Source organism: Lysobacter sp. Soil_C_15, assembly GCF_057657315.1.
This window is the reverse complement of sequence record NZ_JBDGIR010000001.1, coordinates 656,481-670,187: the sequence shown is the minus strand read 5'-3', so window position 1 is coordinate 670,187 and position 13,707 is coordinate 656,481. Positions and strand designations below refer to the sequence as shown.

9 protein-coding genes are annotated in these 13,707 nt (G+C 69.4%); 4 read left to right on the top strand and 5 right to left on the bottom strand.

Going from position 1 to position 13,707, the window contains the following annotated elements:
* Positions 1 to 81 precede the first annotated feature (81 nt).
* Entirely contained in the window at positions 82 to 2,853 is a 2,772-nt protein-coding gene (gene polA / locus AC3A57_RS02790; protein WP_487577473.1) for a DNA polymerase I, read from the top strand.
* 434 nt (positions 2,854 to 3,287) lie between these two features.
* Here the strand turns inward: polA and AC3A57_RS02785 are convergent, their stop codons facing one another.
* Positions 3,288 to 5,279, bottom strand: coding sequence for a TonB-dependent receptor domain-containing protein (locus AC3A57_RS02785; protein WP_487577472.1), 1,992 nt, complete (start codon positions 5,277 to 5,279; stop codon positions 3,288 to 3,290).
* 310 nt (positions 5,280 to 5,589) lie between these two features.
* On the opposite strand from AC3A57_RS02785, the gene AC3A57_RS02780 reads away from it, so the two are divergent.
* The gene (locus AC3A57_RS02780; protein WP_487577471.1) at positions 5,590 to 6,069 is read left to right on the top strand and encodes a DUF421 domain-containing protein; all 480 of its coding nucleotides are present in this window, start codon (positions 5,590 to 5,592) and stop codon (positions 6,067 to 6,069) included.
* Positions 6,070 to 6,165: 96 nt separating this feature from the next.
* On the opposite strand, the gene hemF is transcribed toward AC3A57_RS02780, so the two are convergent.
* The 4 genes from hemF to AC3A57_RS02760 form a co-directional block, all read right to left on the bottom strand.
* Entirely contained in the window at positions 6,166 to 7,065 is a 900-nt protein-coding gene (hemF, locus tag AC3A57_RS02775) for an oxygen-dependent coproporphyrinogen oxidase (RefSeq protein WP_487577470.1), read from the bottom strand.
* Between the two features lie 126 nt (positions 7,066 to 7,191).
* Complete coding sequence (locus AC3A57_RS02770) at positions 7,192 to 7,782, bottom strand: hypothetical protein (protein WP_487577469.1); 591 nt, start codon at positions 7,780 to 7,782, stop codon at positions 7,192 to 7,194.
* Between the two features lie 46 nt (positions 7,783 to 7,828).
* The gene (locus AC3A57_RS02765) at positions 7,829 to 8,191 is read right to left on the bottom strand and encodes a hypothetical protein (RefSeq protein WP_487577468.1); all 363 of its coding nucleotides are present in this window, start codon (positions 8,189 to 8,191) and stop codon (positions 7,829 to 7,831) included.
* A gap of 34 nt (positions 8,192 to 8,225) precedes the next feature.
* Positions 8,226 to 10,595 carry a S9 family peptidase gene (locus AC3A57_RS02760; RefSeq protein WP_487577467.1) on the bottom strand — a complete coding sequence of 790 codons (2,370 nt, stop codon included), beginning with the start codon at positions 10,593 to 10,595 and terminating at the stop codon, positions 8,226 to 8,228.
* Positions 10,596 to 11,055: 460 nt separating this feature from the next.
* Here AC3A57_RS02760 and AC3A57_RS02755 point away from each other — a divergent pair, with 460 nt between their 5' ends.
* Positions 11,056 to 12,459: a cytochrome ubiquinol oxidase subunit I gene (locus AC3A57_RS02755; RefSeq protein WP_487577466.1), complete on the top strand. Its 1,404-nt coding sequence runs from the start codon at positions 11,056 to 11,058 to the stop codon at positions 12,457 to 12,459.
* Positions 12,460 to 12,490: 31 nt separating this feature from the next.
* Entirely contained in the window at positions 12,491 to 13,495 is a 1,005-nt protein-coding gene (gene cydB / locus AC3A57_RS02750; protein ID WP_487577465.1) for a cytochrome d ubiquinol oxidase subunit II, read from the top strand.
* Positions 13,496 to 13,707 lie beyond the last annotated feature (212 nt).

Here is a 13,707-nt window from a genome sequence, read left to right as displayed (position 1 = left end):
GATACGCCGGATGCGGTGAAGCGCGCGCATGGCCCGGTGCCGGTTTCGGGCTGCGAGACCGGCGGGCGTAGAATCGCGGACATGAAACGACTCGTCCTCATCGATGGTTCCAGCTACCTCTACCGCGCCTTCCATGCGTTGCCGCCTTTGAGCAACGACGCGGGCGAGCCCACCGGCGCCCTGTTCGGCGTGGTCAACATGCTGCGCTCGACCTTGAGCGAACGGCCCGATTTCGTCGCCTTCGTGGTCGACGCGCCCGGCAAGACCTTCCGCGACGATCTCGATCCGCAGTACAAGGCCAACCGCCCGCCGATGCCGGACGACCTGCGCGCGCAGGTGCTGCCGATGTGCGAGATCGTCGAGGCGCTGGGCATCCCGATCCTGCGCATCGACGGGGTCGAGGCCGACGACGTGATCGGCACCCTGGCCCTGCGCGCGGCGGCCGACGGCATCGACGTGACCATCTCCACCGGCGACAAGGATTTCGCCCAGCTGGTGCGGCCGGGCGTGGTCCTGGTCAACACCATGAGCGGCAGCCGGATGGACTCCGACGAGGCGGTGTTCGCCAAGTTCGGGGTCAACCCCAACCAGGTCGTCGACCTGCTGTCGCTGATGGGCGACAGCGTCGACAACATCCCCGGCGTGGAGAAATGCGGGCCCAAGACCGCGGCCAAGTGGCTGGGCGAGTACGGCACCCTGGACGGGGTGATCGAGCATGCCGCGCAGATCAAGGGCAAGATCGGCGACAACCTGCGCGCGGCCTTGCCGCGGTTGCCGCTGAACCGCCAGTTGGCGACGATCAAGACCGACGTCGAGCTCGAGCGCGGCCCGCAGGAACTGGCCCTGCGCGAGCGCGACAGCGAATCGCTGCGCACCCTGTACGCGCGCTACGGCTTCAAGCAGGCGCTGCGCGAACTCGAGGGCGGCGCCGCCGCGGCCGCCAACGAGCTGGCCGCCGACCGCGCCGGCCTGCGCGCCACCGCCGCCGGCCATGCCCGTTCCAGCGCCGCGGCGGAAACGCCCGACGCCGCACTGGCCGCGCCCGGCGAATACGAGGCGGTGACCACCCAGGCCCAGCTCGATGCGTTGGTCGCCGAACTGCAGGCGGCCGAGGAGTTCGCCTTCGACACCGAGACCGACTCGCTGGATGCGATGCAGGCCAACCTGGTCGGGCTCAGCTTCGCCACCCGCAGCGGCCGTGCGGTGTATGTGCCGGTCGGCCACGACTATCCCGGCGCGCCGGCCCAGCTCGATCGCGAGCAGGTGCTGGCCGCGCTGCGTCCCGCGTTCGCCGACCCGGCCAGGCGCAAGCTCGGCCAGCACGGCAAGTACGACCTGCACGTGCTGCGCCGGCACGGGGTCGAGGTCGCCGGCTACGCCGACGACACCATGCTGGAAAGCTTCGTCTACAACGCCACCGCCAGCCGCCACGACATGGACTCGCTGGCCAAGCGTTACCTCGGCTACGACACGATCAAGTACGCCGATGTCGCCGGCAAGGGCGCCAAGCAGATCGCGTTCTCGCAGGTCGCCATCGACGACGCGACCCGCTACGCCGCCGAAGACGCCGACGTGACCCTGCGCCTGCACCGGGTGCTGGGCCCGCGCCTGGCCGCCGAGCCGGCGCTGGAGCGCGTCTACCGCGAGATCGAAATGCCGTTGGTGCCGGTGCTGGCGCGGGTCGAGGCCAACGGGGTGATGATCGACGGCGACGAACTGCGCCGGCAGTCGGCCGACCTGTCGCGGCGCATGCTCGCCGCGCAGCAGAAGGCTACCGAGCTGGCCGGGCGCGCCTTCAACCTGGATTCGCCCAAGCAGCTCGGCGCGCTGCTGTTCGACGAGCTCAAGCTGCCGGCCTTGGTCAAAACCCCGTCCGGCGCGCCGTCGACCAACGAAGAGGCGCTGGAGGCGATCGCCGACCAGCACGAGCTGCCGCGGGTGATCCTGGAGTACCGCGGCCTGGCCAAGCTGCGCAGCACCTATACCGACAAGCTGTCGGAGATGGTCAATCCGCACACCGGCCGCGTCCACACCAGCTACCACCAGGCCGGCGCCGCCACCGGCCGGCTCGCCTCCAGCGACCCGAATCTGCAGAACATCCCGATCCGCACCGACGACGGCCGCCGCATCCGCCGCGCCTTCGTCGCCCCGCAGGGCCGGCGACTGGTCGCCTGCGACTATTCGCAGATCGAGTTGCGGATCATGGCCCACCTGTCGGAGGACGCCGGCCTGGTGCGCGCGTTCGAATCCGGCGCCGACGTGCATCGCGCCACCGCCGCGGAGGTGTTCGGCAAGGCTTCGATCGACGAGGTCAGCGGCAACGAGCGTCGCGCCGCCAAGGCGATCAACTTCGGCCTGATGTACGGCATGAGCGCGTTCGGCCTGGCGCGCCAGCTCGGCATCGGCCGCGGCGAGGCGCAGGACTACATCGCCCTGTACTTCAGCCGCTATCCCGGGGTGCGCGATTTCATGGAGCGCACCCGCCAGGAGGCGCGCGACCAGGGTTATGTCGAAACCGTGTTCGGCCGCCGCCTATACCTGGAGAACATCAAGGCCTCCAACCAGGGCCTGCGCGCCGGCGCCGAGCGCGCCGCGATCAATGCGCCGATGCAGGGTACCGCGGCCGACATCATCAAGCGGGCGATGATCGACATCGACGGCTGGCTGGCCGGGCAGGGCGGGCAGGCCAAGATGATCCTGCAGGTGCACGACGAACTGGTGTTCGAGGTCGACGACGGTTTCGTCGATACCCTGGTGGCGCAGGCCTCGGCCCGGATGTCGGCCGCGGCGAGCCTGCGGGTACCGCTCGTCGTCGACAGCGGGGTCGGGATTAACTGGGACGAAGCGCATTGATTATCTGGAAGCTATTGATTTTGCTGGACTGGGCTTAATGAATCCCTCCTGAATCCAACAAATTATTAACTCCGATCTTCACGAACTATCCATGTGGGAGATGGTCATATAGGCCGCGACAGATGCAACGTCTGTCGCTGATCTCTCCCTCCCCTGGAGTGATCCCCCGGAGCGTACGACCCCTCCCCAGGTCCCGCTCCACCAGCCCCGCCGGCCCCCCCTGCCCGCGGGGCTTTTTATTTGTGCCGCGGAAAGTGCCGCTGGCGATTTCATTCAGCGAGTTAATGTGTCGCGCTGCCGACATTAACCGGGCCCAGTTAACTATCTAAATGTGCCAAGTTCGTGTCGAGTCGTTGCTCGAACGAATCCGACGCGGTAATCGGCGCCGGCGACCCGGGCGCGAGGCGGCCTGCCCCGCGCCCGGCGCGGCCGGACTAGTAGCGATAGGTCAGCGACAGCGACAGCTCGCGGCCCGGCGACGGGAAGCCGATGTAGCTCTTGGTCCCGGCCTGATAGCCGTAGGTGCCGTGGTCGTAATAGAAACGGTCGAACAGATTGTTGATCGCCGCGCCCAGCTTGAGCCGGTCGTCGCCGAGCAGGTTCCAGTTCGCCATCACGTCGACCACCGCGTAGCCGGGCTTGTCCGGCGCGGCCGGAGCGATCGAGTTGCGCTCGTCCTCGACCAGGCGCGCGCGGATCGCGTAGCTGGCCTGGGCCGAGGCCGGCTGCCAGTCCAAGCGCGCGGTCCAGGTGCGGCCGATGCGGGTGCCCAGGCCGAGGTCGGCGTCGTTGAGCGGGCGGCCGTCGAGCTGATTGTCCGAGTTCCACACCCCCAGGCTCCAGCCGCTGCGCTCCCAGCGCTGGCCGAGCTCGGCCTCGTAGCCGTCGACCTTGGCCGTGCCCACGTTCTCCCAGTAACCCCAGGCGGCGCCGCCGTCGTAGACCGCGTTGATGTAGTTCTCGATGCGCTGGCGGAACACGGTGGCGCGGGCGAAGAAGCCGTCGCGTTCCCAGGCGATGCCGAATTCGAGGTTGTCGGCCTGCTCGCCGTCGAGGTCGCCGCGGTGGGTGTAGAGCGAGCTGAAGAAGGCCTCGCGGATGGTCACGCCGCGGAAGGCCTGCGAATAGGCCGCGCGCAGGCTCAGCGATTCGACCGGGGTCCAGGTCAGCGACAGGTTCGGGCTGAGCTTGGCCTGGTCGTTGCGCGCGCCGGCGCTGACGCCCGACTCGCCCTGGTGGCGGTAGTCGTCCCAGCGCAGGCCGGCGGCCAGCTTCCACTGCGGCGAGGCCCGCCATTCGCCCTGGGCATAGGCGCCGAACACCTTCGCGGTTTGTTCGGTGCGGCCCCAGAACGGGCGCGGCGTGGCCTGTTGCAGTGCGTGCAGGCGGTCGCCGCGGTAGTCCACGCCGTAGGTCAGCGACAGCGCGTCCCAGACCGAGGTGTTGCGCAGGTCGAAGCCGGTGCTGGTCTGTTCGCCCCAGCCGTACAGCAGGCCGGTGGTGTTGCGCCGGTTCTGGTAGTCGCTGCGGGTGCGGTAGGCGTTGAAGCGCAGGTTCAGCGCCTCGCCGTCCGGATCGAAGCGGTGTTCGTAGGCGTAGGTGGTGCGGCGCATGCGGTGGTCGGACAGCACGAAGCGGCCGCTGAAGTTGGTCATGTGCGGGCGTTCGTAGTAGGTGCCGGTGTCTTCCAACTGCTCGGCCGAAAAATCGAACTGGTGCGCGTCGAACAGGCCGCTGAGCTTGGCCTGGGCGCGCTCGTGGCGGTAGCCGGTCGGCTCGACCCGGTCGTCGTGGCCGTCGTCGTAGTCGCCGCCGTCCTGGTAGACGTAGGTGACGAGCAGGCCGAGCCGGTCGGACAGGCGGCCGTAGCCGGCCAGCACGCCCTTGCTGCTGTTCTCGCCGTTGAGGCCGGCCTGGGCCTTGACCAGGACGCCGGCGTCCTGGCCCGGGCGCAGCAGGTCGAAGGCGTCGCGGGTGCGCACCCGCATCGCGCCGGTCAGCGCGCCGGCGCCGGCGGTGGCCGCGCCGGCGCCGGCGTCGAGTTCGATCGACTTGATGAACTCCGGCTCGATTTGGACCCGGGTCTGGTGGTGGTAAAGCTCGGCCGGTTCCTGCGCGCCGTCGATGCTGACGTTGAGCAAGGTGTCTTCGAAGCCGCGCACGTAGACCTTCTGCGCCACCGGCGAGCCGCCGCCGACGGCGACGCCGGATTCGTTGGACAGCAGGTCGCCGAGGTCGGAGGCCTGGGTCAGTTCGATCTCGCTGCGGTCGAGGTCGAAGTTGCCGGGCTCGCGCTCGGCGACCACGGTGATCGCGTCCAGGGTGCGGGCGCTGTCGCCGGCGTCTGCGGCGTCGGCCGCATGCGCCAGCGGCGCGCAGGCGAGCAGGGCCAGGCCGGACAGCAGGCGGGAGGAGGAGGCGGACATCGGGCGGCGTTCCTTCGGCAGGGGCGCGAACGCGCGCCGCCGGACGGTCGCCGGGCGCCGGTTCTGCGCGGATGTGGGAGAGGCTCCGCGCTGGCTGAAATCCTCGGCGGGCGAAGCGTGCGCATTCTGCGACGGTCGCGTAGAAGATGCAAATGCGAATCAAACTCAACAAGTGACGCGGCGCACATTGCGTTACAACGCGCTGCGCCGGCGGCTGCACGCGCGCTGCACGCCGCCGCGGTCCAAAATCGCCGGGTCCTGCCGCCGCGGCGCGACCGCGGCGGCGCCCGAACGATGCGGAGCCGCGCCCATGACCGATGCCTTCGACCTGTCGATGCCCTGGTGGCACTACCCGCTGCGCGCCTGCGTGGTCTATTTCGTCCTGCTGGCGCTGATCCGGCTGTCGGGCAAGCGCACCATGGGCCAGTTCACCTCGTTCGACATGCTGCTGATCGTGCTGCTCGGCAACGCGGTGCAGAACGCCCTGCTCGGCAGCGACACCTCGGTCGGCGGCGGCCTGCTGCTGGCGGCGACGCTGATGGCGCTGAACTGGGCGGTCGGCTACGTCGCCGCGCGCAGCGAGCGCGCCGAGCGCCTGCTCGAAGGCGAGCCGGTGGTGCTGGCGCGCCACGGCCGGGTGCTGCGTCAGGTACTGCGGCGCGAGCTGGTCAGCCGCGCCGACTTCGAAAAAGCGATGCGCGAGAACGACTGCGACGAAGTCGATCAGATCGAGGTGGCGATGCTGGAGACCAACGGGCGGATTACGATTTTGAAGCGCAGCGAGAAGTGAGTAGGAGCCGGAAGCGAGCGCAGAGGAGTGAGGAGTGAGTAAAGCCAAAGTCGCGGCCGTTGCTCGATCCTCACTCCTCTGCGCTCACTCCTCGCTTCAAACCCAATCCCGCGCCACCAGATACTCCGCCAGCCGCGCTTCGTCGCTGCCGGCTTCGGGTTGGAAACCGTACTCCCAGCGCACCAGCGGCGGCAGGCTCATCAGGATCGATTCGGTGCGGCCGCCGGACTGCAGGCCGAACAGGGTGCCGCGGTCGAAGACCAGGTTGAACTCGACGTAGCGACCGCGGCGGTACAGTTGGAACTGCCGCTCGCGCTCGCCGTAGGGCGTGTCGCGTCGGCGTTCGACCAGCGGCAGGTAGGCGTCGAGAAAGCCGTCGCCGACCGCGCGCTGATAGGCGAAGTCGCGTTCGAAATCGTCGTGCAGATCGTCGAAGAACAGGCCGCCGACACCGCGGGTTTCGTTGCGGTGCTTGAGGAAGAAGTACTCGTCGCACCAGCGCTTGTGCGCCTGGTACCGGTCCTCGGCGCCGAACGGCTCGCACAGCGCGCGCGCGGTGCGGTGCCAGTGGCGCACGTCCTCGTCGAAGGGGTAGAACGGGGTCAGGTCGAAGCCGCCGCCGAACCACCAGGCCACGGTCTCGCCGTCGCGCATCGCGCGGAAGTGGCGCACATTGGCGTGAGTGGTCGGCAGATAGGGGTTGTGCGGGTGGAACACCAGCGACACCCCGACCGCGCGCCAAGAGGCGCCGGCCAGTTCCGGCCGCGCCGCGCTGGCCGAGGGCGGCAGCTTGCTGCCCGACACGTCGGAGAAGCCGATCCCGGCTTGCTCGAATACCTTGCCGCCGCGCAGCACGCGGGTGCGCCCGCCGCCGCCTTCGGCGCGCTGCCAGCGGTCTTCGACGAAGCGGGCGCCGCCGTCGGCCTGTTCGATGGCGGCGCAGATGCGGTCCTGCAGACCGGTGAGGTAGTCGCGTACGCGGTCGAAATCGTTCATTCGCGCATTCTAGCGGCGTCGGCCGGCGCGGATTTGATTTGGGTCAGGCGGCCGCTGCGGCGTTCGGTCGCGGGGCGCCGCGCCGCGGGCATCCGTCCGCCACGACGGCTGCCGGTCCGGCGCCGCTCACTGGGTGGCGTGCGGCGGCGGGTTTGCTCGCCGTAAGGCCCGGGCGGTGCACAGGAGCACCAGCCAGGCTTGCGCGGCGGCAACGGGGATATGCCAGCTCCACACCAGCCAGGTCTCGATGCCGGTCCATCGACTCAGCCACACGGGGACGTCTTGCCCGATCGATGCGAACGAAGCGGCCGCTTGCGGTGCGAGATGGATCTGATCCCATGCCATCGCCAGCACGGCAGGGCCCAGTACCAGCGCGAACCATCCGTGGATGCGCCATTGGATCGCGAAAGCGGCGCGCACGGGCGCGATCCGCAACGCATCGGCGGCCACACGCAGCACGCGCGAAGGGCGCGCGCGCGATAGCCACGGCGATCCGGCCGCTACCAGCAGCGCGCTCGCGATGGCCATCTCGGTCAGGCCGGCTGCCAGCCTGGCCCAGGCGGCCGCGCCGGCGGCGATATCGAGCGCGGTGGTCAGGGCCCAGTACAACGCCGCCATCAGCACGGCGAACCCGGCCGGGAACAGGCCAGGCCAAGCCGGCGCCCAAAACCGGGGAAGCTGCGGCGAATCGACGATCTCGCCGCGCCAGCACAGCAACGGCAGCGACGCCGCGACGCCGACCGCGATCGGCCACCGATCAGGCCTAGAGATCGCCCGGGGGATGCAGCGCCAAGGCGATGCCGGCGAACAAGCCCGCACTCCACAGCGCGAGCATCGGCATCGAGCCCAGGCTCCAACGGACCGTCGGCGCGGAATCGAACCGGCTGTCGAGCCTTCTCAGCGCGCCTCGCCAGATCGCCGCCGCGACGGCGGCCGCCGCAAACACGGCGATGGTCTGCAGCGCCAGTGGGGACAGGGCGCTCACGCCCAACCGCCGAGACAGGATCGAGCCGACGAAGGCGGCCGCTTCCAGCATCGGCGAGCGCAACGGCTCGTCGAGTTGCCGGTACATCGAGTAGGGCAGCGCGCTCCACGCCGCCGACCACAGGCCGACGGCGACGGGCAAAACCGCGTTGCGCGCCAGTCCTTTCAATCGACGCTCACTTCAGCGTGCGATTGAACAGCTCGTGGATGCGCCGGTACTCGTCGTACCAGGCGTCCGGATGGACGAAGCCGTGGCGTTCCAGCGGATAGGGGGCGATCTCCCACTTGTCCTTGCGCAGCTCGATCAGCTTCTGGGTCATCATCACCGAGTCCTTGAAGAACACGTTGTCGTCGATCATGCCGTGGGCGATCAGCAGGCTGTCCTTGAGCCCGGCGGCGTACTCGATCGGCGAGGACTTCTTGTACGCCTGCGGATCGAGTTCCGGGGTGTTGAGGATGTTCGAGGTGTACTCGTGGTTGTACTGCGACCAGTCCGCGACCGGGCGCAGCGCGGCGCCGGCCTTGAACGTGCCGGGGCTGCGGAACAGCGCCATGAAGGTCATGAAGCCGCCGTAGGAACCGCCGTAGATGCCGGCGCGGTCGCGGTCGCCCTGCTTGTTGGCGACCAGCCAGTCCAGACCGTCCAGGTAGTCCTCGAGCTCCGGATGGCCCATCTGCCGGTAGATCGCCGTGCGCCAGTCGCGGCCGTAGCCTTCCGAGGCGCGATAGTCGAGATCCAGGACGATGTAGCCTTCGTTCACCAGCAGGTTGTGGAACATCTGCTCGCGGAAGTAGTTCGGGTAGCGCGCGCTGACGTTCTGCAGGTAGCCGGCGCCGTGCACGAACATCACCACCGGGTACTTCTTGCCCGGCTCGACGGTCTTCGGGCCGTAGTATTTGCCCCAGATCGTGCCGGCGCCGTGCTTGGACGGGATCTGCACGTACTCGGGGCGGATCCATTCGCGCGCCTTGAACGCGTCCTTGCGGGTATCGGTGAGCTTGACCAGGCCTTCGCCGTCGCTGCCGACCACCGCCAGCTGCGGCGGCAGGTAGCTGTCGGAGTAGCGCACCAGCAGCTTGCGGCCGTCCGGCGACAGGGCGAAATTCTCCACCCCGTCCAGCGCGGTGACCTCGCGCACGGCGCCGCCCTGGCGGTCGACCGCGCAGACTTCGTAGTCGCCCGGCCACTTGCGGTTGCACAGGAAATAGAAGCTCTTGCCGTCGGCGGACAGGCGCGGCTCGGAGACTTCCCACCGGCCCGAGGTCAGCGCGCGCGGCGCGCCGCCGTCGCTGAGGTAGAGGTGCGAATAGCCGCTCTGTTCGGACAGCAGCCACAAAGCGCCGTCTGGGGTCCAGCCGAAATCGTTGAAGTTCCAGCCGATCCAGGCCGGATCGGTGAGCCGGTGGCGGGTCTGCAGCTTGGCCTGGGCCAGGTCGACCGAGGCCAGCCAGCGGTCCTTGTTGTCGATCGCCCGGATCAGCACCGCGGCCTGGCGGCCGTCGTCGCTCCAGCGGATCGACACCCCGCTGCCGTCGCCGTCGGTTTCCACCCGCACCGGGCGGTCGCCCTTGAGCGGCTCCTGCTTGGCGGCCTTGCGCAGCGCCGCCAGCGGGTCGACGGCGATGCCCGGCAGCGTGTCGAACTTGAGTTCGCTGGCCTTGGCGTTGGCGACGTCGACCAGCCACAGCTTCTGCGCCAGCGGTTCGTTGCGGCCGACCCGGGTGCGCACTTCCTCGAATTCCTCGTAGCCCGATTCGGTCACGTACTTGGGCATCTTGCCGCCCTGGCCGGCGTCGCCCTTCTTGGCCTGGGTCACCACCAGCAGGTAGCGCGCGTCCGGCGACAGCGCGCTGTCGGCGATCTCGACCTCGTCGCCGAGATAGACCGGCTTGGGCGCGCGGCTGGCGTCGGCGCGGCGCCAGGCCTCGTCCTGCTCGCGCGCGGCCTCGCGCTGGGCGCGGTCGTTGCGCAGGGTGTCGATGGTCGCCAGTTGGTAGTCGCGCAACGCGTCGGCCTTGGGCGGCTTGGCCGGGTCGTTCTCGGCGCGCACCTGCGCGGCCTGGCTCACGCCCTGTCCGGCGCGCCACTGGTACCACTGGTTGTCGACCCGGAACACCAGGTTGCCGTCGCGGCCGAATTGCGGCCGCGCCTCGGTGTCGTTGCTCCGGGTGACCTGGGTCAGCGCGCCGCTGCGCAGGTCGCGCACGAACACGTCGCCGTTGCGGACGTAGGCCATGCGGGTGCGCTGGGCGTCGTAGACCGGGGCGGCGGCATCGAGCTCGGCGCGCGCCGCGCCGTCGACCCGCTGCGGCGCGCCGCCGCCGACGCCGGCCTGCCAGGTGTCGCGGACGATCGAATCGTCGCGCTTGAGCTGGTATTGCACGCGCTGGCCGTCCCAGGCCCACCAGGCGGCCTCGACCGGGGCGCCGATCCAGTCCGGGTTGGCCATGGTGTCGGCGAGGGTCAGCGGCGCGCTCTGGGCGAAGGCGGCGCTGGCGAGCAGGGCGCAGGGCAGCGCGGCGAGCGTGGCGTAGGAGATGCGCATGGAGCGGGCTCTGGGCGTGGGACAAAAGTGTGCGCAGGGTAGCAGCCGGGGGGCAGCGAACGGGTCGGCCGTTGGTCACGGTGGGCCGCCGGGAATGGGGAATAGGGAATGGGTGGGAGCAAGGCCGGTACGGCGGGGTTTGCGGAATCGGGGATTTGGGCGGGTTCGCGCAAAACTCGGGCGAGGGGCGGGTGCCGGGGCGAAGTTCGTCCGCGCGGGCGTGCTGCGGTTTGTCGCAGGGACCTTGGCGGTCGGCGTTGCGGCGGTGCGGTGGACGGTGGCGATGCGGGCCTTGCGGCGGCGGTGTTTGCGCCGCGCACGCGGGTCTGGGACGGACTGTCACCACGCTGCGCTCACTGGCTTTGCGGTTTATGTGGTTCCGGCAAGCCGCCGTCGCGGTCGCGTGCTGCGACGCAATATGACCCGGCCGGCGCACCCATCGCGCCGTGGAGGCAAGCGCGTGGACGCCCTGTTGCTGTCGCGGATCCAGTTCGGCTTCGTGGTCTCGTTCCATATCCTGTTCCCGGCCTTCACCATCGGCCTGGCGAGCTGGCTGGCGTTCGTGGAGTGGCGCTGGCTGCGCACTCGCGACACCGGCTGGCGCGACCTGTATTTCTTCTGGACCAAGATCTTCGCCGTGTCCTTCGGCATGGGCGTGGTGTCCGGCATCGTCATGAGTTTCCAGTTCGGCACCAACTGGGCGGTGCTCAGCGAACAGGCCGGCAACATCCTCGGCCCGCTGCTGTCCTACGAGGTGCTGACCGCGTTCTTCCTGGAGGCGACCTTCCTCGGGGTGATGCTGTTCGGCTGGAACCGGGTCGAGGAGAAGATGCATTTCCTCGCCACCTGCATGGTCGCGCTGGGCACGCTGATCTCGGCGTTCTGGATCCTGTCGGCGAACAGTTGGATGCAGACCCCGACCGGCTACAAGATCGTCGACGGCGTGTTCGAACCCGCCGACTGGTGGGCGATCGTGTTCAACCCCTCGTTCCCGTACCGGCTGGCGCACATGGTGCTGGCGGCGTTCATCACCACCTGCTTCGTGATCGGCGGCGTGGCCGCGTCGTATCTGCTGCGCGGCGTGCACGTGGACGCGGCCAAGCGCATGCTCAAGGCGGCGACCGTGTTCGCCGCGATCACCGTGCCGGCGCAGGTGCTGGTCGGCGATCTGCACGGGCTCAAGGCGCGCGAATTCCAACCGATCAAGGTCGCGGCGATGGAGGCGCACTGGGAAGCCAGGCCGGCCGGCGAGGGCGTGCCGCTGGTGGTGTTCGCGGTGCCGAACGAGCGCGAGGAGCGCAACGACTACGAGATCGCCATTCCCAAGCTCGGCAGCCTGATCCTGACCCACAGCCTGGACGGCGAGATCCAGCCGCTGAAGTCGGTGCCGGCCAGCGAGCGGCCGCCGGTCAAGCCGGTGTTCTACGCGTTCCGGATCATGGTCGGGCTGGGCGTGGCGATGCTGCTGGTGGCGCTGTTCTCGGCCTGGCAGCTGTGGCGCGGCAAGCTGTACGCCTCGCGCCTGGCCCTGCACGGCTGGCGCTGGCTGAGCCTGAGCGGCTTCGTCGCCCTGCTCGCCGGCTGGTACGTGGTCGAGATCGGCCGCCAGCCCTACGTGATCTACGGCCTGCTGCGCACCGCCGACGCGGTCAGCCCGACGGTCGAGGCGGCGAGCGTGCTCAGCTCGCTGATCGTGTTCGCGGTGGTCTACCTGGTCGTGTTCGGCGCCGGCATCCGCTACCTGTTCCGGCTGGTGGCCAAGGGGCCGCATCCGCACGAGCCGCCGCCGCGCACGGTGCAGGGCGAGCGCACCCCGGCGCGGCCGTTGTCGGTGCCGGACGAATCCAGCGAGGCCGGCGCCTGAGCGCCGCCGCATAGCGAGACGGAGTACGACGATGGACTACTGGCTGCCGGTGATCTGGTTCGGCGTGATCGGCTTCGGCGTGTTGATGTACGTGCTGCTGGACGGCTTCGTGCTCGGCCTGGGCATCCTGGCGCCGTTCGCCGAGGACGAGGGCCAGCTCGACCACATGATGAACACCGCCGCGCCGATCTGGGACGGCAACGAGACCTGGCTGGTGCTCGGCGGCGCCGGTCTGCTGGCGGCGTTTCCCAAGGCCTATGCCTTGGTGTTGTCGGCGCTGTACCTGCCGGTGCTGCTGATGCTGATCGCGCTGGTGTTCCGCGGCGTGGCGTTCGAATTCCGCTTCAAGGCGCGCCGTTCCAAGCCGGCCTGGGGCGCGGCGTTCGCGCTGGGCTCGCTGCTGTGCGCCTTCGCCCAGGGGGTGATCCTCGGCGCCGTGGTCGAAGGCATGCCGCTGCAGGAAGGCAAGTACGTCGGCGGCATGTTCGACTGGTTCAGCCCGTTCTCGATGCTGACCGGCGCGGCGGTGGTGTTCGGCTACGCCCTGCTCGGCTCGACCTGGCTGATCCTCAAGACCGAGGGCCGCATGCAGCAGGTCGCGCGTACCCTGGCGCGGCCGCTGGTGCTGGTGGTGGCGGTGTTCATCGGCCTGGTCAGCGCCTGGCTGCCGTTCCTGGACTCGCGGATCATGGCGCGCTGGTTCGAGGGCGGCAATTTCCTCTGGTTGTTCCCGGTGCCCTTGCTGGTGGTCGCCAACGCCTGGGCGCTGTGGCGTTCGGTGATGCGCGAGGGCCGCGACGGCCATCCCTTCCTGCATGCGCTGGCGTTCTTCGTGCTCGGCTTCCTCGGCCTGATCCTGGGCATCTGGCCGAACATCGTCCCCGGGCTGTCGCTGTGGGATGCGGCCTCGCCGCCGTCCTCGCAGGGCTTCGTGCTGGCCGGCCTGGTGGTGCTGCTGCCGGCGATCCTGGGCTACACGTATTGGTCGTACCGGGTGTTCCGCGGCAAGATCGCGGCGGACGCGGGGTATCACTGAGGGACGGTCGCGACCGTCGGCGGCCGGATCGGGCGGCGAACCTTCCGGCCGTCATGCCCGCGCAGGCGGGCATCCGGAGACTCCGGCGCCATGCTTGGGTAAAGCCCTGGGTATCCGGCTCCGCCGACGCAAGGCGCGGCTCGCCTGCACGGGAGCGACAGCAGCAGGCCGTCGGGCGACGGATCGTGGGACGAGTGCGGACGATGCACCGG

Coding starts and splice junctions, on each gene's coding strand:
- polA (WP_487577473.1), top strand. CDS start 82: ATGAAACGACTCGTCCTCATCGATGGTTCCAGCTACCTCTACCGCGCC.
- AC3A57_RS02785 (WP_487577472.1), bottom strand. CDS start 5,279: ATGTCCGCCTCCTCCTCCCGCCTGCTGTCCGGCCTGGCCCTGCTCGCC.
- AC3A57_RS02780 (WP_487577471.1), top strand. CDS start 5,590: ATGACCGATGCCTTCGACCTGTCGATGCCCTGGTGGCACTACCCGCTG.
- hemF (WP_487577470.1), bottom strand. CDS start 7,065: ATGAACGATTTCGACCGCGTACGCGACTACCTCACCGGTCTGCAGGAC.
- AC3A57_RS02760 (WP_487577467.1), bottom strand. CDS start 10,595: ATGCGCATCTCCTACGCCACGCTCGCCGCGCTGCCCTGCGCCCTGCTC.
- cydB (WP_487577465.1), top strand. CDS start 12,491: ATGGACTACTGGCTGCCGGTGATCTGGTTCGGCGTGATCGGCTTCGGC.